The sequence below is a fragment of the Bifidobacterium pseudolongum subsp. pseudolongum DSM 20099 genome, assembly GCF_000771225.1.
Taxonomy (GTDB): Bacteria; Actinomycetota; Actinomycetes; order Actinomycetales; family Bifidobacteriaceae; genus Bifidobacterium; species Bifidobacterium pseudolongum.
This window is the reverse complement of the sequence record NZ_JDTZ01000011.1, coordinates 17,123-39,278: the sequence shown is the minus strand read 5'-3', so window position 1 is coordinate 39,278 and position 22,156 is coordinate 17,123. Positions and strand designations below refer to the sequence as shown.

Genomic DNA, 22,156 nt, shown 5'->3' with positions numbered 1-22,156 from the left:
AATTACGATGGTTCATTACGGAATAATGTAAGCATATTAGTAGGAAATTAGACATTTCCGGGATATAGCCGCTACACTATTACACGAGATTGATAAGTAGAAAGGGATTGGTCACCACCATGGCCGACGCATTTGAACGTTCCGAACACAAGATGCGGGAACATGGCATGAGCGACACCGCCATCGCACAGTTCGAGCACTTGTACGAGATCTGGAGCAACGAAGAAGACACCAGCTGGATTCGCGAAGAGGACGTTGAGCCGATTACGGACATTCCGAGTTTCCACGATGTGTATGAGACCATCAATCACGAGAAGGCCGTGGACGCATTCGCCAAGACGGCGTTCCTCAAGCTCAACGGGGGATTGGGCACGTCGATGGGCCTGGATTATGCGAAATCCTTGCTCCCCGTACGCCGCCACAAGGCCAAACCGATGCGTTTCCTCGACATCATCCTCGGCCAGGTCGTCACGGCACGCAAACGGTTGGGGGTGGACTTGCCACTGACCCTTATGAACTCGTTCCGCACATCGCAGGACACCATGGCGGCGGTGGCCAAGGACCGCCATTTCCATCAGGAGTCCGTGCCCGTCGAGATCATCCAACACATCGAGCCCAAGATCGACGTCTCCACCGGCGAACCGGTGACATGGGAGACGAACCCCGATCTGGAATGGTGCCCTCCCGGGCACGGCGATCTGTACTCCACGCTCTGGGAGTCCGGCCTGCTCGACATCCTCGAGGAGCAGGGATACCGCTACCTGTTCATCTCGAATTCGGACAACCTCGGAGCGCGCCCATCTCGTACCCTGGCCCAGCATTTCGAGAACACCGGCGCGCCGTTTATGATCGAAGTGGCACGGCGCACCGAAGCCGACCGCAAGGGCGGCCATATCGTGCGCGATGCGGTGACGGGACACCTGATGCTGCGGGAAATGACGCAGGTTGCGGACGAAGACCGTGCTGATGCGATGGACATCCACAAGCACCCGTTCTTCAACACCAACAATATCTGGGTGCGTATCGACGTACTGCGCAAGAAACTCACCGAATATAACGGGGTGCTCCCGCTGCCGGTGATCCGCAATTACAAGACAGTGGACCCCACTGACCCGCATTCCACGAAGGTCGTGCAGCTCGAAACGGCCATGGGTGCCGCGGTGAACCTGTTCAACGGGTCGATCTGTGTCGAAGTGGACCGCATGAGGTTCCTGCCGGTGAAGACGACTGATGATCTGTTCATCATGCGCTCCGACCGCTTCCACCTGACCGATTCGTACGAGATGGAGGACGGCGACTACCACTTCCCGAATGTGACGCTCGACAAACGGTTCTACAAGAACATCCGCGATTTTGAGGAACGGTTCCCGTACGGTGTGCCGTCCATCGCCGCGGCCGCGTCGTTCGAGGTGCAGGGCGATTGGACCTTCGGCCGCAACGTCTCGTTGTTCGGCGACGCCCGTTTGGAGGACGAAGGGCATCCGAGCTATGTGCCCAACGGCGAATATGTGGGGCCGCAGGGCATAGAGCCCGATGAATGGTTGTGATGGCGTGTTCGCGATATAAGAAAATCAGAGGTTTTTTTGGGATTTTGTCTGACGTTCCCCAAAAACCCCTCTATCATGGATAACGGGTGTGCGCGATGAACACATGGCACACACTTACTGGAAACTCTAATGATACGTGAGGACTAATGGCTGAGGGTAGTAACGGAAGGCGTCGCTTTTCTGACAAGTGGGGCAAGCATGAGCTCGATGTGCTGGCAGTGCTTTCATCCGCATTCCCGCAATGGCTCACATCCCGCCAAATCGCCCAGCGAGTGAAGGCATACGCCGATTCGTACGGCGAGCTCGCCGACCAGGCCGCAAAGGCGGCGTTCGCCAAACAATTCCAGCGAGACCGCGCCAAACTCGCGGCCATGGGCATCGCGATCGAATCGCGCCAGCCCGAGTACTCTTCGAAGTCGGAAGGTCAGGATTTCGCCTCGTACCGCTTGCAGCTGGGCGACGAACCCCGCATCCGCCTTCGGTTCCAGCAGGCGGACCTGCCTGTGCTCGCGGCGGCCAACTACCTCGCCCGATCCATGTCGATGTCCTCCGCGCCGGCGCATACGCAGCAACATGCCTCCCGGACAGCACCGCGCGTGCCACAGACGCCGATCCCCGGACTTGGGCTTGACTCGATGGCCCCGGGTCTGGGCACCCAGCATATTCCGGAGAACCTTGTCAAGGTGGTCGATTCCCGGCGATTCGCGGCCACCGTGGCTGTGGGCGAGGAGCACCTCAACGTTGCATACACCGATGCCGACGATTTGGCCATGTTCGTCCTCGAACACCCCAATTCCTCGGTGGTGAGCCCGCCCGAGGCCGTGGCGGCCTTCCGCCGGCGCCTGAATGCGGCCACGCAGTTCCAGCTCGCCGACGATTCCGCGACCTTCGCGGCCGCCAAGGTCCGCGCGCAGTCGATTGAGTCGTCGGACGACGAAGGCGATGAGGCCGAGTCCGACGCCAAGCATGGCAAGAAGACCTCGTTCCAGACCGGCAGCGAGGTCGACCGCAGGCTGCGACTCATGCTGTTCCTCTCGGCGCATCTGGGCGAGGAGTACTCCCTGCCCGAACTGGCCGTCCGCTTCATCGGCGAACCGAAGAACGATGACGAACTCAAGAAGCATGTGGCCACGATCCATAAGGACATCAACACGCTCACCACGGTTTCCGACGATGGTGAGATGGCGGGCAGCCAGTTCTTCGACATCGACTGGTCGCTGCTCGACGCCGAAGGCATCGTCTCGGCCACCAATTCGCTCGGCCTTGAACGTCTGGCGGGCATTTCACCGCAGTACATGAGCATGCTCACCGCCTCCGTGGACTACCTTGCCCACGCGTCGCTGTTGCCAGCCGACCAGCGCGAGCAGGCGCAGGACCTCTATGAACGCCTCGTCAAGCACGTCGCACCGGGGGAGACACCTTGGCTGAGCCTGACCGGGTACGAGGTCGAACCGCGGAACTTCACCGTGGTGAAGAACGCCATCAAGGAGCGCAAACTGCTCAATATGGTGTATCGAGACGGTGCCGGGCGCAACCTGCGTCGTCTTGTGGCGCCGTCCAAGATCTATGTCGACGAAGGCGTGTACTACGCGGCCATGTGGACCGACGTGGCCGATGCGGCCCCTGAGGAGCTGCAAGACCTTGTGCACAAGGACATGACAATCAACAAGGAGACCGGTGAGCCGCGTATCTGGCAGGTGCTCACCATTTCCCGCATCGAAGAAGCCGAGATTGTCGACCCAGTCGCCGATTTGAACGTCCCCGACGTCTCGGTGAGCGATCTGCGCAAGTGGATCACGGACACGGCCACGCCCGCGGTGTTCATTACCGACCAGCCGCACCTGCAGTTCATCAAGACCTTGGCCGACGCCCACGTCGAACCTTGTGGTGACGGTGAAAAGGTCCATTTGTTCGTCCGTTCCGATTCGTGGTTCGTCGCGTTCTGCATCGCCCACGCACGCCATATCGTGGCGGTGGCGCCTGAAACGCTCCGTTCGATGATGGTGGCGCGCGCGCAACGCGAATTAAGCATCTCCGAAGAAACCGCCCAAAATCCGGAAGAATCGGATTCCTGAAGGGAGTGACCCCATGCCTTGGTGGGTTTGGCTTGTTCTTGCGCTGTTCATGCTCGGCATGCTCATCGCCGGCTGCATGTATGCGGCGGTGCATGGCATGCGCGCACTGCGCAATGTCAGTGAGACCGGCGCACAGATCTCGGAACGACTGGGCCGCATGAGTGAGCATGACAGCACTGTTCAGGCGCCCCAGCGCCCGATTTTCACCGAACCATTGCGTGTGGCCGCGGAACGGTACTCCGATGCCCATGTGCAGGTCATCGAACGCCGCCAACAGCGTGAGGACCGTCATGCGCGCACATGGCGCCGCTGGTCCACATTCAATGACTGATATCACCGATTGATTATGACGAGATGAAGGGTTATGGCACGTCATCACAGGCCAAGGAAATCATCGCCAGACGATGCGGGCGAGGAACGTGAGCTGACACCGTCCGAACGGTATGCACGGTTCGACCGCGTCAAGAGGCAACGCCTATCCGTCGCGGCCAGATTCGCCGACACACTGCCGTTCGAGCTCGACCGGTTCCAGACGGATGCCAACGAAGCGTTGGAGCAGGGGTCCAATGTACTGGTGGCGGCCCCCACCGGCGCGGGCAAGACCGTGGTGGCCGACTTCGCGGTCTATCTGGCACAGCAGCAGAACGCAAAAGCTTTCTACACCACGCCGATCAAGGCGTTGAGCAACCAGAAATACCATGATCTCGTGGCGTTGTATGGCCCGGATAAAGTAGGTTTGCTCACCGGTGACACCTCGATCAATTCCGAGGCCGACATCGTGGTCATGACGACCGAGGTGTTGCGCAACATGCTCTATGAGCATTCCACAACGCTGCAGGCGTTGCGGTATGTCGTGCTCGATGAGGTGCATTATCTGGCCGACCGGTTCCGTGGCCCCGTATGGGAAGAGGTCATCATCCACCTGCCGCAGTCGGTGCGCATCGTCGGTCTGTCCGCCACGGTCTCGAACGTGGAGGATTTCGCGCACTGGATCGCGTCGGTGCGCGGCGAAACCAAGCTCGTCGTCTCGGAACACCGACCGGTGCCGCTCGAACAGTACGTGCTGATCCAACGCGACCCACGCACGGAACCCGAGCTGTTCGACCTGTACCAGCACGACGGGCAGGGGAGGCCCACCACCAAGCTCAATGCGCGCCTGAGCCATAGGCTCGATGAGTATACACGCCGCGAGCAGCGCAGGCGCGGCGCCGAACGCGCCGAACGCCGAAAAGGGCATGGTCGCCACGGGCGGCCCGAGAAGCGCGCCAGCCGTCAGGTGGAGCGATACCAGCCTAGACGCTGGGCGGTGGTCGATGAACTCAATTTCCTGGGGATGCTGCCTGCGATCTACTTCATCTTCTCCCGCAACGGCTGCGATGAGGCGGTGGACCAGTGCCTTGACGCCGGTCTTTGTCTCACGACCGATGATGAGGCGTTGCGCATCCGCAGCATCGTCGATGAGATGATCGAGGGCCAGCTGACGCACGACGACCTGAAGACTCTGCATTTCTCGCGGTTCCGCCATGCCCTCGAAGAGGGGTTCGCCGCGCACCACGCCGGCATGGTGGCGTTGTTCAAGCAGATCGTAGAGCGTCTGTTTGAAGAGGGACTCATCAAGGTGGTGTTCGCCACGGAGACGCTTGCCCTCGGCATCAACATGCCAGCGCGCAGTGTCGTCATTGAGAAACTCGAAAAATACGATGGCACCGGCATCGTGGGCCTTACGCCGGGGGAGTACACGCAGCTGACCGGCCGTGCCGGCCGCCGTGGCATCGACACCATCGGCAACGCCATCGTCGTGGACCACCGTGGATTCACGCCGGAAACAGCGGTCGCGCTATCGAGCAAGCGCGTCTACCCGCTGCACTCGAGCTTCAAACCGACGTTCAACATGGCCGTCAATCTGCTCAACACGAGTGATTACGAGACGGCGCGCATCACGCTTGACCATTCGTTCGCCCAGTGGGAGGCCAACGAATCGGCGTGGCAGATCGAGGCGCGCATCGAAACACTCACCGCGGCCATTGCTGGCTATGCCGATGCTATGACGTGTGAATACGGTGATTTCACCGACCTGTTGCGCATCCGCATGCAACTCAACGAGTTGCAGAAGAATGAGCGCCGCAGGCTCAAACATGAGGTGTTCGCCACGAATGCGGACAAATCCCGCGCCTTCCGGCAGCTGGACGCCAAGATCGCCAAGCTCAAGGATCTTGAGCACGATCATCCGTGCAAGCAGTGCCCGGATTTCCAGGACCACATGAAGTGGGGACACCGGTGGACGCGTGAGACGCGTGAACTGGAACGTCTGCGCCAGCGGTATGATTCGCGCACCGGTTCCGTGGCACGCCACTTCGACCGCATCTGCGAGATCCTCGACCGTCTGGGGTACTTGGAACGCGCTGATCACGACGGTGTGCGCGACTATACGCTCACCGAACAGGGCCAGTTGCTGCGCCGCCTGTATTCCGAACGCGACCTCGTTTTGGCTCAGGCCATCACTGAAGGCGTGCTCGACGATCTGTCGACCCCACAGATCGCGGCGTTGCTCTCGTCGTTGCTGTACGAGGCGCGCCGTGGCGAAGGGGGAGAACCCCGCCGGTACCCGGGCGGGCCACACGGCATGGTGGCCCAGCGTGCGCGCGAACTCAAGTACCTCGACGAACAGGTGCTGGTGTTGTGTGAGGACGCCGGTATGGACAGCTACCTGCAGCCACTGGATTTCGGCATCGTGGACATCATCTACGACTGGTCCTGCGGCGACGGCCTGTCGCAGGTGCTCGAGCACACCGAATTGACAGGCGGAGACTTCGTGCGCAACGCGAAGCGCCTTGCTGATGTGTTGCAGCAGATTGCCGCGGCCGAACCGTACATGGGGGAGCAGCACGCCATGCTCGCCGCCCGGGCACGTGAGGCGTTTGACGCAGTGAACCGCGGCATTGTGGCGTATTCCGGAGTCGACTGACCCCACCGTCAGGAATAAAACCATCGTCCGAACTGTTTTGTAGCGTGGAATCGTTGTGTAATCAAGAGGAGGCACAAGCATGGCGGAACGCAGCCTACGCGGCATGAGCATCGGAGCGAAGTCGCTCGAGTCCGACGACAATGTCGATTTCGCGGCGCGCATGGAGGTCGCATATGTATGCCCACGCGGGCACCGTACCATCCTGCCGTTCGCCGAAGGCGCCGACATTCCGAACGAGTGGGAGTGCCGTTGCGGCGCGACCGCGCATCGTGAGGATGACAAGGACAATACTGGCGACGACATCGTCAAACCGACCCGTACGCACTGGGACATGCTTCTGGAACGCCGCACCGAGGATGAACTGAAGACCCTGCTTGACAAGCGCCTCCAAATGCACCGGGATGGCTGGATTCCGGATTACGAGTGAGTCCGGCCATGCGCGCCTCACATCGCTGGGACGCGACTTCGAATGACTAATCGACAAACTAGGGAAGAGGCGTCATGGAATTCGCTCATCCACAACGTGTGGTCCTGTTGGACCTCGACGGTACATTGACCAAATCAGATCCGGGCATCATCGCCTGTGTGATCAAGGCGTTCGAAGCGGTCGGCGTGCCGGTCCCGGACCAGGCGGAACTGCAGCGTTTCATCGGGCCGGCGATCTTCGAATCGATGAAACGCAACCATATTCCCGACGACAAGCTCGACAAGGCCGTGCGTGTGTACCGGCATTATTACGGCGACGCCGCAGTGTTCGACGATCCGAACAACCCCGGGCAAAAAGTGCCGGGACGGCTGTACAACACACTGTATCCAGGCATTCCCGAACAGCTCGCCAAGCTGCGCGAAGCCGGATATTACCTTGCTGTGGCCACATGCAAGCCCGAATACCAAGCGAAGCCGGTGTGCGACCATTTCCACATCACCGAACTCGTCGATGGCATCTATGGTGCCAGCACCGACAATTCGCGCGTGGACAAGGCCTCGGTGATCCGGTACGCATTCGACAACATCGGGTTCGACCGCGAGCTCGGTGACCGAGCGCTCATGGTCGGTGACCGTTGGACCGATGTGGATGGCGCCAAGGAATGCGCATTGGATTGTCTGGGGTGCGGCTGGGGGTACGCTGAGCCGAACGAGCTGGTTGAACATGGCGCATACCGTGTGATCGACCATGTGGCCGAGCTGTCTGGGGCCGTGGAGGAATACTTCGTGGACAAGGCCGCGGCATAAGTCACGGTAATCCCCATTTAGCCGATAATGTACGTTATGTCAGATTAGCAATATCTGGCATATCTGTTCAGCGGGTATCAATCGTCCCCCGATGATTGATACCCGCTGTTTTGTGTCCCATTGGCTGTGCACAAGACTCACCACAGCGATGACGGTTTGTCTTCGTCATCGCCGTCACTGCCGCAGCGCTCAGACGGCGCTGGCGCTTCCTGTTGCGCGCTGGCACGTGCCTCCTGTGCAAGCATTGCACGACGTGCCTGCAGATACATCAGCACAAGCTCGACCATCACCAGCACCACGGCCACAGCCGCGGATGCCCAGCCGAGTTTGGTGTACAACGACCGCGCATGTGCGCCGATTGACGCACTGTTCGCCAGATACACCACGTATGGCGCCGCCAATAGGACGAATGAGGCCACATGGCCGCCAATCACCGTCCAGGTCACCGGACGCACATCATTGGCACGGCCGTCCCGGTAATGACTGCTCATCACGGTCACCACACAGACAAGCAATGCCACGGCGGCGCCGATAATCCACAGGATGGCTGGTAAAGCGTTCATGACAATGCTCCTTGACTCAATATGGGCTGATCCGCCGCTGTCTGATCCACGTCGGCCAGTGTTGGCGAAACGGCACCAGAATCCGTTGCGGACAGTATCGCCTCACGTTGGACACGCCGTTTGTCGAGCGTCTCACGCAGGCGTTCCGCAGCCAAACGGTTGACCGGCAGTGACCGATCAATGACAGCGGCATCGGTCACCTCCACATGCTCTTCCGTGGCGAGGGCATCTTGGATGCGGTGCCACAGCGCACCAACGGATACGCCGAACACCGCCTCTCCCCTGCTGAGCATCCGCGCCATCTGCTCGCCTTCGACGCATTCCTCGACCTGCTGCCCGTCACAGAGGATCGTCATGTGCTCAAGACGGTCTGAAGGCTGGCGCATCAGGTATTCGACCGCGTTCGTCACGTTCTGCAGGTTCACACCGATGTCGAGCAGTTTCTTCGACACGGCCAGAATGACGACATCGCGGAAGGCATACAGGCGGCGCGATCCCGAACCGGTCGATGGCGCGATGGACGGCACAACGATGCGTTTGCGCGCCCAATAATCGAGCTGCCGGTACGTGATGCCCGCCACACGTGAGGCTACGGTACCGCGGTACCCGAACAACGGTTCATGCAGATCGCGTAGGGGAAACAACTCCCCCTGCACCATCACATCATCGACATCGATCAATGGCACATCCACATACTTCGGTGAATCCTCATCACCAAGGTGTGCGGGTGCCCCATGGCGTCTGGTCAACGGCGCATTCATCGTCCGCGGATAGCTGAATTGGTGAAATAGACGAGCCTGAATTTGCCGATCATGATTTCGTCGCCGTTTTTGAGCAACGCCTGATCGACGCGTTGACGGTTGACATAGGTGCCGTTGAGGCTTCCCGCGTCCACGACCTCGTACTGCCCGTTCACGCGGCGGAACACCGCATGCGAGCGGGAGACGGTGGAATCGTCAAGCAGGATGTCCGACTTGGGATCACGACCCACTGTCACTTCGTCCTCATCGAGCAGGTAGCGCGAGCCGGAAAGCGCGGAACGTGTGGCGATGAGCAATGCCGTATTGTCGGCGAGCCGTGTGATGGTCTCGAGGTCCTCCTGCGTCAGCGGGCGGTCGCCTGAACTGGTTACTGGAAATTGAATGGCGGGCAAGCCGATGATGGTCGTCTCGCCTGCGCTTGGAATCGGATCTGTCATAATTCCCTATTCTACAATCTTTGCGAACTTATACCGTTCAACCGGCTGGGTCTGGGTGATATTGACGTCATCCGAGACTTCCGTGGTGACGGTCGCGCCGTATTTCACGGTCAGCCGCGATCCGACGCCACCGGCGAGGTTCACCGCGTTCTGCAGGTTGGACGGGTCGCCGATCGCTTTGACCACATAGGGCGCTTCGAGCAGTTTGCCGTCGCAGATGAGCCCGTTGTCCGACTCGCTGACGTAGGTGGACGTCACGACGCGCACATTGTTGATGGCGATGACCTCGGCGCCGCCGTTGCGCAGCTCCTCGATGAGGTTGAACATCGTCGAGGCGTCAATCGGCGCTTTGGTGCCTTGCGTGATGCGCACGACAATGCCCTTGCCGTGGGCCGGCAGCCTGCCCGACAGGATACCGCTCGCTTCCTCGTTTTCCTTCGCGATCTGCGCGGCCTGTGCCTCTTTGTCGGCGGCTTCCTCAAGCGAGTTCAATTGCCTGGTCAGTTCGGCCTTGCGCTGTTCGAGTCGCTGCACCTGTGTGTTGCTCTCGCTGATCAGGCGGGTCAGTTCGGTCTCGCTCATCGTCTCGTAGGTGAGGTCCTTGTTGTTGATCTGGATCACATACCCGTAGGCGAGCAGCGCGCACAGCACGGCGATGAGCACGCCGGTGCCCAAGCGCGCCTTGAGCGAACGGGATGACGTGGACAGTCGCTTGGCCTTGCCTTTGGCCTTGGCCTTGCGCTTGCCCACCACCGGGAATGCACCGGTCTGCGTGTTGTCGTTGACCTTGTCTTTGTTGTGCTGTGAGACGATTTTCTTGATGAGGTCGGGTTCCTGCGCCGGCTGGCCTCCAACATCCGGCTCGTCACGCGGCGGCTGTGGCGGTGTGTGTGCGTTGCCCATGCCTCACCCCTGGAAAATGAACCGGCGGATTGCCGAGACGTTCGAGAAGATACGGATGCCGAGTACCACAATCACGGCCGTGGACAACTGCGAACCAACCCCCAGCTGGTTGCCGAGGAGCACGAGCAGGGTTGCGGTGACGACGTTCGAAAGGAACGAAATCACAAAGACCTTGTCGGAGAAGTTGCGTTCGAAATACGACCGCGCGGCGCCAAGCAGCGCGTCAAGCGCCGCCACCACCATGATCGGCAGGTACGGCTGCAGGAATATGGGGATATCCGGTCGCACGAACAATCCCACGACCACTCCGATGATGAGTCCGAGTACTGCTGCCATCACTCCTCCTTCTGTGCATAGGTCAGCTTGCCGATAGGCGCCGCCTCCAGACGCATCGAATCGGTTTTGCTGATCTGCGGATGCATGCCCGACCTGTTGAAATCACTGTACAGCGCGGGGAGCGACCGTTCGCTCATCGCGTCCGCCAGCGCGTTCTTGTCGCCTATCGCCTGAATTTTGTATGGGCTTTCAATGGCCGTGGTGCCGATGAGAATTGAGTTTCCGGCAGTGCGGATCGACGTCTGCACTCCCAGACGGTTGTCGTTGACCGCAATCGCCTCAGCACCGTGTTGCCACATCAATGAGACGAGCAACTGCAGGTCGGTGTCGGTGACGATGCGCAGGCGGTCCGCCGTGGCTTCCCTCGGCAATGATCTGGCGTCATCGTTGCGCGCGGCAAGCGGATTCGCAATCGTCATGACGATCCCCTCCCCCTCGACCGCCGTCGCGCCAGCCGCCGCCTCGTTCTCTTTCACGATGCGTTCGGCCGCCGATTGTGTGGCGGACGCCGATTGTGCTTCGATCTGCTTGCGCAGGTCCATGTTCTCCGATTCAAGCGATTCGAGATGGGCGTTCTCCGCGGTCAGTTCGCTCGCCAACGATTCGCGCACCTGTTTTCGGGGGTCGGTGTTGAGTAGGCGCACGAACTGACAGCCGGCGAACCCGACTGCGATGCAGATGAGGAACACGACTATGCGGGTGCCCCAATACACAATCTTGGAATCCGGCTTGTTCACCAACCGGGCGTCACTGTACAACTGGTCAACCGGGCGATTGATCAAATCGTCGATGAGTTGCAGCGAATCGGCTCCGGTACGCCTACGCCTTGGAGCGTGCGAGACTTCATCGAGTGCTTGCGCATGGTGCGAAGGAAGGTTGGCGAACCCCGCCGAAAACACAGCGCGCCGACGCACCGGTTCCTGATTGGGGGGAACCGGGTACGCCGGCGGTGTGGAATGCTCTTGTGGCAATGGTTATTCTCGATCCTTGCGAAGCAACGATATTCCTTGGCGCAGATACAGCACGCCTGCAAGCCAATATAGTCCAATGCCCCAGATGGCGCAGGCGATGGCAGCCAAGTGTAGCCAGTTGAACGGCATGAATGACCGGTCGATATCGGCCACCATCAGGCCGACAATCGAGATGAGCAGCACCGCCGTGCCCGTCTTGCCGACGAAATGCACCGGCAGCGGCCCGTAATCGCGCTGGGCCAACGCAAGGGTGAGGATGCCCATGATTACGTCGCGCGCAAGTACGAGCCCAACCATCCACCATGGCACCACATTACACACGGCAAGTGCGAGGATGCTGCACAGGATGAGCAGACGGTCGGCGATCGGATCGAGGATCTGCCCGATCTTGCTCACCTGATTGCATTTGCGCGCGATGAGCCCGTCGACGCCATCGGATGCCGACGAGATGGCGAGCAAGACCAACGCCCCCACCATGCGGTGTCCGGCGATGAGCCATGCGATGAACGGGATCGAGACGATGCGCAGCGCGCTGATCGCGTTGGGTACCGTGACAATCACATCGCGGGCTTCCGGACTGTATTTGCTGTCTTCAGAGGCCATACAACCACAGCCTACATGCGCGACGCCTGGATCGCCGTGACGATGATGCCACGCGCCCCGACCTCGTACAGTTGGTCCATGACCTGATTGACCTGCGCCTTGGGCACCATGACGCGCACCGCGGACCACTGCTTGTCGTGCAATGGGGAGATTGTGGGGCTTTCAAAACCGGGCGTGACCGACACTGCCGCCGAAACCTTCTCGACTGGGATGTCGAAGTCCATCAGCACATACCGTTTGGCGGTGAGTACGCCCTGCAGACGTCGCGTCAGACGAATGAGCCGGTCATCCCGCGCGTCCAGACGCGGGGATCGAATCAGCACCGCTTCGGAATGCACAATCGGGTCGGCGAAAATGCGCAGACCCGCATTGCGCAGCGTGGTGCCCGTCGACACCACGTCGGCGATGAGGTCGGCCACACCGAGCTGCACCGATGATTCCACCGCGCCATCCAGATGAATCGTTTCAGCTTCGATACCCTGCTCCACAAGATAGTCGTGCACAAGCTTGTCGAACGAGGTCGCCACGCGCTTGCCTTGGATGTCAGCGAGCTCACGGATGTCGGAGTCCTGTGGGGCGGCGAAGCGGAACGTCGAAGCACCGAATCCCAAGTCCATCACTTCTTCGGCGTCAGTGCCCGAGTTCAGCAACAGGTCATGGCCGGTGATACCGACGTCGATGGTGCCCCGACCCACATACACGGCGATGTCGAGCGGACGCAGGTAGAACAGCTCCACATCGTTGTCGGGGTCTTCCACAACAAGTTGGCGTGGGTTGCTCCGCAGGCGGTAGCCGGCTTCGGAAAGCATGGTCCATGCCGGTTCTGAGAGCATGCCTTTGTTGGGTACTGCGATTCGCAGCATGGTGTTCCTCCAGATGTTGTGCCGTGCAGGGGGCGCAACGGCAAGGCGCCTTCGGGGCGTCGTCCTCACAGATTCTTGTAAATATCGTCGAGCGTGATGCCACGGTCAATCATCATGACCTGCACATGGTACAGCAGCTGGCTCATCTCTTCCGCGGTGCGGTCCGCGCCCTCGTATTCGGCGGCAATCCAAGTCTCACCGGCCTCTTCGATGATTTTCTTGCCAATGAAATGCGTGCCCTTGGCGAGCTCGTCGACGGTCTTGGACCCTTCGGTGCCTGCGGCGGCCTTGGCGCTGAGCTCTTCGAACAGCGATTCAAACGTTTTCATGGTGTGGTGATGCTCTCTTTCCAACAATGGGGACTGGTTCGGCACGTATGCGCTCAGTCGCGGTAAGCGGCAGCCGCCGCGTCGCGAATCTGGTTGATGGCCGCCGCTGGGTCTTCGGCGCCGTATACGGCGGAACCGGCCACGAGGATATTGGCGCCGGCTTCGGCCACAATCGGCGCGGTCGTGGGGCTGACGCCGCCGTCGACCTGGATGTTGGTCTTGAGTCCACGGCGGGTGATCTCGTCGCGCAAACGGCGCACCTTGGCCATCTGGTTGGCGAGGAACTTCTGACCACCGAAGCCCGGCTCGACCGTCATGATGAGGATTGTGTCGAATTCCTCGAGGATGTCGAAAATCGGTTCGACCGGTTCGGCCGGACGCACCGCGAACCATGCTTCGCAACCCATGTCGTGCAGCTGGCGGGCCAGACGCACCGGAGCGTGAGTGGCTCCCATGTGGAAGGTGACGGAATGCGCACCGCGCTCAGCGTACCCGGGCGCCCAACGGTCCGGGTCCTCGATCATCAGATGTACGTCGACCGGCAGGTCGGTGACTTCGCAGATGCGCTTGACGACGGGCTCACCGATGGTCAGATTCGGCACGAAATGGTGGTCCATCACGTCGACGTGAACCATGTCGGCATTGGAGATCTTCTCAAGATCCCGCTCAAGATTGCAGAAATCCGCGGATAGGATGCTTGGTGCGATTTGAATTTCCATGATTCCCATTCTAAATTGGCTTGGCGACGAACGTCAGTTCCGCGAAGGCTTGGCTTTGCGCTCCTGCTCCCGTTCAAGGAGCTCACGTGCCTCGAGCTCGGTCGATGTGCGCAGCCGTTCGGCGAGCAGGGGCGTGGGCCGACCGACCCGTTGGATGACGATGAACGCGATGACGCCGGCGATGAACACACAGATAGAGACCCAGACATTGACCCGCAAACCGAGAATCTCGTGCGAGAAATCGATGCGCAACATCTCGATCCATGTGCGGCCCGCCGTATACCAGATCACATACAGCGCGAACAGCGATCCAGCCTTGAGCAGTTGCACGGTCTTGCGTCCGATCCAGATGATGAGCGCGGCGCCGATGAGGTTCCAGATCATCTCGTACAGGAACGTGGGATGGAACAGCGTGCCGGTCGGACATGTGGCGCCGTCGTAGCATTGTTCGCTGTTGCCGATGGCCGTGCCCTGCGTGTTGAGTTTCAGCCCCCATGGAAGCGTCGTCGGCTTGCCATACAACTCTTGGTTGAACCAATTACCCAAGCGGCCAATAGCCTGGGCCACAAGCAACGCCGGTGCGATGGCATCGGCGAGCAATGCCATCGGGTAGTGCTTGTGCCGCATCCACGCCCACGCGCCAAGGGCGCCGAGCACAATCGCGCCCCAGATGCCAAGGCCACCGTTCCAGATGCGGAATATCTCCACCCAATCGCCGTTGGGGCCGAAGAAGCGTTCCGGCGTGGTAATGATGTGGTACAGGCGCGCACCGATGATGCCGCAGGGCACCGCGACCAACGACGTGTCGAGGATCTGGTCAAATGTGCCGCCGTACCGCTTCCAACGGATGCTGGTGATCCATACCGCGGCGATGATGCCAAGGAGCATGGTGAGGGCATAGATGTGAATCGTCACGGGACCGATCTGGAATTCCGAGATGGTCGGCGACGGTATATAGGCGAGGTTCATACTGCCCGATGGTAGCGGCCGCAAACGATATTGGGTGGGGCCGCACCGCGGTGTGCCCCCACCCAACAGCCGTATGGCTTCGGCTTACAGCCTGCAGTGGTGGATGGCTTCGGCCAAGGAGGCGGTCGTATTGGCCAGAGCGCCCATGCCCTGCACCGGATCCTTGATATCGCCTTGGTCGTCGAGCAGCGTATGCACAAGGGCCGACCCCACGATGACGCCATCGGCGTATTGACCGACGGTCGCGCCTTGCTGCGGGGTGGAGACGCCGATGCCAACGCACACGTTCTGCGCTCCGGCCGCACGGGTGCGCGCCACAAGCCGCTCCGGCGACGCGTTGATCGTGTCGCGTTCACCGGTCACGCCCATGCGCGATGCTGCATAGACGAACCCGCGTGCATTCTGCGCGACGATGCGCAGACGCTCGTCGGTGGAATCGGGCGATACCAGGAAGATGCGGTCAAGCCCATGGCGGTCGGACGCCTCGATCCACTCCCCCGCCTCATCCGGAATCAGATCAGGGGTGATGAGTCCTGCGCCGCCCGCGTTCGCGAAATCGGTGGCAAAACGTTCCACACCGTAATGGAAGATGAGGTTCCAATAGCTCATGATGAGAGGGATGCCACCGGCGTTGGCCACCGTCTCCACGGCGCGGAACACGTCGGCGATGCGCTCGCCATTGCGCAGTGCGATCTGGCTGGCCGCCTGGATCACCGGACCATCCATGACCGGGTCGGAATACGGCAGGCCGATCTCCACGATATCCACCCCGTTGTCGACCATGGTGCGGAAAGCCTCAAGGGACAATTCCGTATCAGGGAACCCGAAAGGCAGATAGCCGATGAAGGCAGGCATATTGCGTTCTTTGTAGCGGTCGAAGAGTTCACCGCAACGGCTCGGTGTATGGCTGATGCCCAACGGCTGGCCCGAGGGTGTGCCGTCCTGTTCCACTTCGATGATCGTTTCGTTGAATTCACGCATTGTTGCCCTGTGCTCCGTTCGCTTCGAGTGCCTTGCTCTGTTCATCGGTCAGATAGCCGAACCACTTGCCGGCCGTGTTCATGTCTTTGTCGCCGCGTCCCGAGACATTGACGATCATCACCGGATGCTCGTAGCCCTTGGCTTTGAGGTCGAGCGCCGCCTTATAGGCACCGGCGATGGCATGCGAGCTTTCGATGGCGGGAATGATGCCCTCGGTCTCGCACAGGTCCTTGAACGCGCTCATCGCCTCTCCGTCGGTGGCCCAGGAATAGGTGACGCGGCCGATGTCCTTGAGCCATGCGTGCTCGGGACCGACGGACGCATAGTCGAGACCGGCGGAGATGGAATAGGTGTCGAGTGTCTGGCCTTCCGAGCTCTCCAGCAGGTAGCTCTTGGCACCTTGGAACATGCCAAGCTCTCCTGTACCCGGTGCGAACCGGATTGCGTGCCGTCCGGATTCAGGCCCTTCGCCACCGGCTTCAAACCCGTACAGGTTCACCCGGTCGTCGTCGAGGAACGCGTTCATGATGCCGATTGCGTTCGAACCGCCGCCCACGCATGCGCAGATCGCGTCAGGATGGTCGATGCCATACCACTCCTGCAGCTGTTCCTTGGCTTCTTCGCCGATGATCTTCTGGAAGTCACGCACCATCGCGGGGAACGGGTGAGGTCCGGCCACGGTGCCGAGCAGGTAATGGGTGTCTTCCACATTGGTGACCCAGTCGCGCAACGCCTCGTTGATCGCGTCCTTGAGGATGCGGTCGCCAAGGGTGACCTCTACGACCTCGGCGCCGAGCATGCGCATGCGGGCCACATTGAGCGCCTGGCGGCGCGCGTCAATCTGCCCCATGTAAATGCGGCACTTGAGTCCCATCATCGCGCATACGGTGGCGGTGGCCACGCCGTGCTGGCCCGCGCCGGTCTCGGCGATGACGCGCGTCTTGCCCATGCGCTTGACGAGCAACGCCTGTCCGATCGCGTTGTTGATCTTGTGCGCGCCGGTATGGTTGAGGTCCTCACGTTTGAGGAAGACGCGCGCGTCCAAGCCGGTACGTTCCTTGAGGCGCTCGGCGAAGCGCGGCGCTTCGGTGAGCGGAGATGGGCGCCCGACATACTGCTTGTTGAGACGTGCGAGCTCCTTGTGGAATTCCGGATCGGCCTTGGCCTGATCGTACACATGCTCGAGTTCATCGAGGGCGCTGACGAGCGCCTCTGGCACATACCGGCCGCCGTATTCGCCGAAGTACGGCCCTTCGTGCGTGCTCAGCGGGGTTCGTTCCGACGCTTTCACTGTTGCTCCTGCCTTTACTAGACGTTGTACTGCGAGTTCATGGTCGTCCGCCGTGGCCACACCTTCGCCCACGAGCACGGCGTCCGCACCGGCACGCCCGTAGTCCTGCACTTCGACCGCGCCGAACACGCCGGATTCGGCCACTTTGATCACATCTTTAGGCAGATTGCCTGCAAGTTCGCGGTATGTGCCCACATCGACCCTGAGGTTCTTCAGGTTACGCGCGTTGATGCCGATCACCTGCGCGCCGGCTGCTATCGCGCGGTCGATTTCTTCGCGCGTGTGCGTCTCCACAAGGGCGGTCATACCGAGCTCGTGCGTCAGGGTGAGCAGATGCGCCAGTTCGTCATCGCCGAGCGCGGCGACGATGAGCAGCACCAGATCGGCGCCATGCGCGCGCGCTTCCCAGATCTGGTAGTCAGTGGTGATGAAATCCTTGCGCAGCACCGGGATATCGACGGCTGCACGCACCTCGTCGAGATCGGCGAGCGAGCCGAGGAACCGGCGCCCTTCGGTGAGTACCGAGATCGCGGATGCACCGCCTGCGGCATATTCAGCCGCAAGCTCACCCGGGTGCTCGATGTCGGTGAGGTGCCCCTTCGACGGTGACGCGCGCTTGATCTCCGCGATCACCGGAATGCCGTCATCATGCCTGAGCCATCGCTTCGCGTCACGGGGGGCGGGAGCCTGGGCCGCCATGGCCTTCAGCTCATCCAGCGACGTTTCGCGTTCACGGGCCTGTTGGTCTTCCAACGCGCCCGCTACCAGTTCGTCAAGCACAGACAATGATCCTCCTTCAATGAGTTAGCCGACATGCGTAACTGTAAAGCAACCGGGTGTCACCTCCGCAGCCCCGTCTTGCATGGTGAGCCGTGGGCGTGATACCTCATCCGGAGGCGGCATGAATGCGGACGCGCCGTTTTTCCCTATAGGGCGAAAAGCCCGGGGCGTGATGCGAAATGTGGTCTAATGAATACGTAGCATTCATTTGTAGATAGGAGCCGGTTATGGCAGATATCAAGGAAAAGTTCGAAGAGTTCAAGGACCACATGGAAGAGCGCCACGAAGAGCATGAAGCCAACCGTGACGAGAAGCGCGCCGAGCGCGCCGAAGAGCATGCGGCCAAGGAAATCGCCAAGGAAGACAACAAGATCCGCGAAGCCGCCGGCGATCCCGAGAAGAAGCTCGAGAAGATCACCGACAAGGCCGACGACAAGAAGGACAAGGCAGCCGGCAAGGCAGCCAATCTGGAAGCCAAGGCCACCGAGGATCAGGTGGAGCTCAATGAGCGTTTCGGCCGTCAGCTGGACCTTAATGACTGATTCGTCTGCTTGGCCTCAGGCATAGCCTGTTTCGATGGGGGCTGCGATCCGATCAGGACCGCAGCCCCCATCCTTATGCCGGTACGCCCGCACTCCTGCATGGGCACACCCCATGGGGTGGATGGATGGCTTTTCACCCACACGAGGAATCCGGCCAGACACACACGCCGCTCATGGTGTAATGGGACAAGCCGCACAAACGGCGGCAACCACGAAAGGAGCCGATTATGGCTGATATGGCAGAAAAAATCGGTGAGCTCAAAGGCAAAGCGGAAGTCAAAGCCGACGAAATCAAGATGAAGGCCGGTGAGCTCAAGGGCAAGGCAGAGGCCAAGCTCGACGAAATCAAGAAGGACCATGAAGACAAGGCCGAGTAGTTCAGCATACATCCCCACATACCACACGGCAGCCCGTGGAACATGAAGTTCCGCGGGCTGCCGTCATATGCCGCAGTGATGCGGGATCACAGACGCTTGAGCTGGGCCGCGATCTGGATGGCCTCCACACTCGCTTCGGCCTTGTTGCGTGTCTCCTGCCATTCGGTAGCGGGCACCGAATCAAGCACAAGCCCCGCGCCGGCCTGCACACTGGCCTCATGGTCGCGGATAAACGCGGTGCGGATGGCGATTGCCATGTCCATGTTGCCGGAGAAATCGAAGTAGCCGATCGTACCGCCATAGATGCCACGGTCGGCGGGTTCGAGTTCGTCGATGATCTCCACCGCCCGCGGCTTGGGGGCGCCGGAAAGCGTGCCCGCCGGGAACGCGGACGTGAACACGTCGAACGTGGACAGCTCCGGGTCGATCGTTCCGGTGACGGTCGAGCAGATGTGCATGATGTGGCTGAACCGTTTGATGTCCATGAACGAGACGACCTCGACGGTCTGCGGCAGGCACACCCGGCTCAGGTCGTTGCGCGAAAGATCGACGAGCATGACATGCTCGCTTGTCTCCTTCGGATCGGCGAGCAGCTCCTTGGCCAACAATTCGTCTTCCTCCGGAGTGGCGCCGCGTGGACGTGACCCCGCGATCGGGAAGGTCATCGCCTGCCCGTTGTCAACCTTGATGAGCGTTTCGGGGCTCGATCCGATGACATTGAAATCACGACCCTGCGCGTCGGTGAGCGCCATGAAGTACATGTACGGGCTGGGGTTGAGGGTGCGCAGCACGCGGTAGACATCGAACGGGTCGGCTGGCGAATCGATGTCGAGGCGCTGCGAGATGACCACCTGGAACACGTCGCCGTCAATGATGTGCTGGCGCGATTGCTCGACCGCCCGCTCATATACCTGTTTCGCGGTGCGGAAACGCAGTTCCGGCTGGGGTATGGATGTGTCGCGCACGTTGACGCGGAATTCACCGGGCGTGGGCGTCGCGGCATCGCGCTCCATCGTGTCGAGGCGTGCGACCGCGGCACGATACGCTTCATCCGCACGTGTGGGCTTGTCATCCACGTTCACGGCATTGGCGATGAGCCACATGGAACCGGAGACATGGTCGACGACCGCGATGTCGGTCGCCAATGCGAGCACGAGCTCGTTCTGCCCCGTCTCGTCGGGCGCCGTGGCGCGCAACGTGGGTTCCCAATGCCGGATCGCGTCCCATCCGACGGTGCCCACCAATCCACTGGTGAGGTTGGGCAGCCCTTCGACGCGCGGCGCTTTGAGCACATCGAGCGTGGCACGGGCCACGTCGATGACATCGCCATGCGAGGGCACGCCGACAGGCACGGTGCCAAGCCAGTTCGCCTGCCCGCCATCGGAACGCAGCTGGGCCATGGAATTGACGCCAATGAAGCTGTATCGACTCCATGATCCACCGTATTCCGCGGATTCGAGAATGAAGGTGCCCGACCTTCCGTTCGCCAGACGCTCATAGAATCCGACCGGCGTGATCGAATCGGCGAGCAGACGTCGCACAATGGGGATGATGCGGTACCCTTCATCGGCCAGCGTCCGGAACTGTTCGCGCGAGGGCCAAGTTTCGCCCCACTCCAGATTGGCCACACTGCACTGCGTCATCGCGTCTCCCCCTCACTGTGGTCACGGGAGCCGACCACAACCGGCAGCGGTCCGCCTTCGTCGAAACAGGAATATTTGCCGGTATGGCATGCGGCGCCCACTTGGTCCACTTGGACGAGCAACGCGTCGCCATCACAATCCAGATGCACGGCCTTCACATACTGCGCATGGCCCGATGTGTCGCCTTTGCGCCAATACTCCTGCCGGGAACGCGACCAGAACGTCACACGCCCTTCGGTGAGTGTGCGGCGCAGGGCTTCGTCGTCCATGTACCCCACCATGAGTACTTCATGCGAATCGTATTGCTGCACCACCGCGGCGACCAAGCCGAGGGAGTCGTATTTGAGCCGCGCCTTGATGCGCGGGTCGAGTGTCACTGCATTGTCGAATTGTTCGTCGTTCATCGTTTCCATCCAAACTTTGGGATCCTTTTCAAGCATGGCATGTGCCGGGGCATCGATTGCCGGGTCCTCCGGCGCATATACTCGTCAGCGCACGGTGTACCCGGCGGAGCGCAGCGCGTCTTTGACTTCGCCGATCGTGACCTTGCCAAAATGGAATATCGACGCGGCGAGCACGGCGTCGGCGCCCGCGGCGATAGCCGGAGGGAAATCCTCCGCTTTGCCCGCGCCGCCTGAAGCGATGATCGGGATCGAAACCTCACGGCGCATCGCCGAAATCATCTCCAAATCGAAACCCTGTTGGGTGCCGTCGGCGTCCATCGAATTGAGCAGGATCTCACCGGCCCCCAACTCTTCGGCGCGCTTGGCCCACCACAGTGCGTCGATGCCGGTGGATTTGCGGCCACCCATCGTGGTGACCTCGAAGCCCGACTGGGTGTGGCGCTCCCCCTGTTCACGGCGCGCATCGACCGACAGGACGAGCACTTGGCTGCCAAAGCGTTCCGCCACTCGGCTGATGAGTGTGGGATCGTTGATCGCGGCCGTGTTGACCCCGACCTTGTCCGCTCCACAGCGCAACAGCGAATCGACGTCCTCCGGCGTGCGTACACCACCGCCCACGGTCAGTGGGATGAAGACCTGTTCGGCGGTGCGGGTGACGACGTCGACCATCGTCTGACGGTGCGAACTGGAGGCTGTCACGTCAAGGAACGTGAGTTCATCGGCGCCTTGACGGTAGTATTCAGCGGCGAGCGCTACGGGGTCGCCGGCGTCCTTGAGGTTTTCGAAATGGACGCCTTTGACGACGCGTCCTGCATCGACGTCCAGGCAGGGGATCACTCGTACCGCCAGCGACATGCTTGGGTC

At 60.8% G+C, this 22,156-nt stretch carries 24 protein-coding genes; 8 read left to right on the top strand and 16 right to left on the bottom strand.

The window, feature by feature from the left end:
• Window positions 1-119 precede the first annotated feature (119 nt).
• The 6 genes from OU02_RS07245 to OU02_RS07220 all read left to right on the top strand — a co-directional run bounded on the left by OU02_RS07245 (window position 120) and on the right by OU02_RS07220 (window position 7,820).
• Window positions 120-1,547 carry a UTP--glucose-1-phosphate uridylyltransferase gene (locus tag OU02_RS07245; protein ID WP_033489622.1) on the top strand — a complete coding sequence of 476 codons (1,428 nt, stop codon included), beginning with the start codon at window positions 120-122 and terminating at the stop codon, window positions 1,545-1,547.
• Between the two features lie 146 nt (window positions 1,548-1,693).
• A complete protein-coding gene (locus tag OU02_RS07240; protein ID WP_033489621.1) occupies window positions 1,694-3,622 on the top strand; it encodes a helix-turn-helix transcriptional regulator in 1,929 nt (642 codons plus the stop codon).
• Between the two features lie 13 nt (window positions 3,623-3,635).
• Window positions 3,636-3,953 (top strand): hypothetical protein, encoded by a 318-nt coding sequence (locus tag OU02_RS07235; RefSeq protein WP_033489620.1) that lies wholly within the window; start codon window positions 3,636-3,638, stop codon window positions 3,951-3,953.
• A gap of 33 nt (window positions 3,954-3,986) precedes the next feature.
• On the top strand, window positions 3,987-6,587 hold the full coding sequence (locus OU02_RS07230) for a DEAD/DEAH box helicase (RefSeq protein WP_033489619.1): 2,601 nt from the start codon (window positions 3,987-3,989) through the stop codon (window positions 6,585-6,587).
• Window positions 6,588-6,666: 79 nt separating this feature from the next.
• Window positions 6,667-7,014, top strand: coding sequence for an RNA polymerase-binding protein RbpA (locus OU02_RS07225; protein WP_033489618.1), 348 nt, complete (start codon window positions 6,667-6,669; stop codon window positions 7,012-7,014).
• A gap of 74 nt (window positions 7,015-7,088) precedes the next feature.
• On the top strand, window positions 7,089-7,820 hold the full coding sequence (locus OU02_RS07220) for an HAD hydrolase-like protein (protein ID WP_033489617.1): 732 nt from the start codon (window positions 7,089-7,091) through the stop codon (window positions 7,818-7,820).
• A 137-nt stretch (window positions 7,821-7,957) separates the two neighbouring features.
• Here the strand turns inward: OU02_RS07220 and OU02_RS07215 are convergent, their stop codons facing one another.
• The 13 genes from OU02_RS07215 to OU02_RS07155 all read right to left on the bottom strand — a co-directional run bounded on the left by OU02_RS07215 (window position 7,958) and on the right by OU02_RS07155 (window position 18,332).
• A complete protein-coding gene (locus tag OU02_RS07215) occupies window positions 7,958-8,383 on the bottom strand; it encodes a hypothetical protein (protein ID WP_051918210.1) in 426 nt (141 codons plus the stop codon).
• Window positions 8,380-9,042, bottom strand: a complete 663-nt coding sequence (locus tag OU02_RS07210; RefSeq protein WP_101428640.1) for a MerR family transcriptional regulator — start codon at window positions 9,040-9,042, stop codon at window positions 8,380-8,382. The genes OU02_RS07215 and OU02_RS07210 overlap by 4 nt, the downstream gene beginning before the upstream one ends.
• Before the next feature lie 98 nt (window positions 9,043-9,140).
• Window positions 9,141-9,581: an FHA domain-containing protein gene (locus tag OU02_RS07205; RefSeq protein WP_033489616.1), complete on the bottom strand. Its 441-nt coding sequence runs from the start codon at window positions 9,579-9,581 to the stop codon at window positions 9,141-9,143.
• 6 nt (window positions 9,582-9,587) lie between these two features.
• Window positions 9,588-10,484, bottom strand: coding sequence for a DUF881 domain-containing protein (locus OU02_RS07200; RefSeq protein ID WP_080720462.1), 897 nt, complete (start codon window positions 10,482-10,484; stop codon window positions 9,588-9,590).
• Window positions 10,485-10,487: 3 nt separating this feature from the next.
• Window positions 10,488-10,820, bottom strand: a complete 333-nt coding sequence (locus OU02_RS07195) for a small basic family protein (RefSeq protein WP_026643035.1) — start codon at window positions 10,818-10,820, stop codon at window positions 10,488-10,490.
• On the bottom strand, window positions 10,820-11,791 hold the full coding sequence (locus OU02_RS07190) for a DUF881 domain-containing protein (protein ID WP_033489615.1): 972 nt from the start codon (window positions 11,789-11,791) through the stop codon (window positions 10,820-10,822). Before OU02_RS07190 ends, OU02_RS07195 begins: the two co-directional genes overlap by 1 nt.
• A gap of 3 nt (window positions 11,792-11,794) precedes the next feature.
• A complete protein-coding gene (locus OU02_RS07185) occupies window positions 11,795-12,394 on the bottom strand; it encodes a CDP-alcohol phosphatidyltransferase family protein (RefSeq protein ID WP_033489614.1) in 600 nt (199 codons plus the stop codon).
• Between the two features lie 11 nt (window positions 12,395-12,405).
• The gene (gene hisG / locus OU02_RS07180) at window positions 12,406-13,257 is read right to left on the bottom strand and encodes an ATP phosphoribosyltransferase (protein WP_026643031.1); all 852 of its coding nucleotides are present in this window, start codon (window positions 13,255-13,257) and stop codon (window positions 12,406-12,408) included.
• Window positions 13,258-13,322: 65 nt separating this feature from the next.
• Complete coding sequence (locus tag OU02_RS07175) at window positions 13,323-13,586, bottom strand: phosphoribosyl-ATP diphosphatase (RefSeq protein ID WP_033489613.1); 264 nt, start codon at window positions 13,584-13,586, stop codon at window positions 13,323-13,325.
• 53 nt (window positions 13,587-13,639) lie between these two features.
• Entirely contained in the window at window positions 13,640-14,305 is a 666-nt protein-coding gene (gene rpe / locus OU02_RS07170; protein WP_026643029.1) for a ribulose-phosphate 3-epimerase, read from the bottom strand.
• A 33-nt stretch (window positions 14,306-14,338) separates the two neighbouring features.
• Entirely contained in the window at window positions 14,339-15,274 is a 936-nt protein-coding gene (gene lgt, locus OU02_RS07165) for a prolipoprotein diacylglyceryl transferase (RefSeq protein ID WP_033489612.1), read from the bottom strand.
• Window positions 15,275-15,358: 84 nt separating this feature from the next.
• Complete coding sequence (trpA, locus tag OU02_RS07160; RefSeq protein WP_051918209.1) at window positions 15,359-16,255, bottom strand: tryptophan synthase subunit alpha; 897 nt, start codon at window positions 16,253-16,255, stop codon at window positions 15,359-15,361.
• Entirely contained in the window at window positions 16,248-18,332 is a 2,085-nt protein-coding gene (locus OU02_RS07155; RefSeq protein ID WP_033489611.1) for a bifunctional indole-3-glycerol phosphate synthase/tryptophan synthase subunit beta, read from the bottom strand. Before OU02_RS07155 ends, trpA begins: the two co-directional genes overlap by 8 nt.
• A 221-nt stretch (window positions 18,333-18,553) precedes the next feature.
• Here OU02_RS07155 and OU02_RS07150 point away from each other — a divergent pair, with 221 nt between their 5' ends.
• The gene (locus tag OU02_RS07150; protein ID WP_033489610.1) at window positions 18,554-18,868 is read left to right on the top strand and encodes a hypothetical protein; all 315 of its coding nucleotides are present in this window, start codon (window positions 18,554-18,556) and stop codon (window positions 18,866-18,868) included.
• Window positions 18,869-19,095: 227 nt separating this feature from the next.
• A complete protein-coding gene (locus OU02_RS08895) occupies window positions 19,096-19,245 on the top strand; it encodes a hypothetical protein (RefSeq protein ID WP_165362337.1) in 150 nt (49 codons plus the stop codon).
• 86 nt (window positions 19,246-19,331) lie between these two features.
• Here OU02_RS08895 and OU02_RS07145 read toward each other — a convergent pair whose 3' ends face one another.
• The 3 genes from OU02_RS07145 to hisF all read right to left on the bottom strand — a co-directional run bounded on the left by OU02_RS07145 (window position 19,332) and on the right by hisF (window position 22,147).
• Window positions 19,332-20,888: a chorismate-binding protein gene (locus OU02_RS07145; RefSeq protein ID WP_033489609.1), complete on the bottom strand. Its 1,557-nt coding sequence runs from the start codon at window positions 20,886-20,888 to the stop codon at window positions 19,332-19,334.
• A complete protein-coding gene (gene hisI, locus OU02_RS07140; protein WP_033489608.1) occupies window positions 20,885-21,301 on the bottom strand; it encodes a phosphoribosyl-AMP cyclohydrolase in 417 nt (138 codons plus the stop codon). The genes OU02_RS07145 and hisI overlap by 4 nt, the downstream gene beginning before the upstream one ends.
• A 75-nt stretch (window positions 21,302-21,376) precedes the next feature.
• Window positions 21,377-22,147: an imidazole glycerol phosphate synthase subunit HisF gene (hisF, locus tag OU02_RS07135; RefSeq protein WP_033489607.1), complete on the bottom strand. Its 771-nt coding sequence runs from the start codon at window positions 22,145-22,147 to the stop codon at window positions 21,377-21,379.
• Window positions 22,148-22,156: the final 9 nt, after the last annotated feature.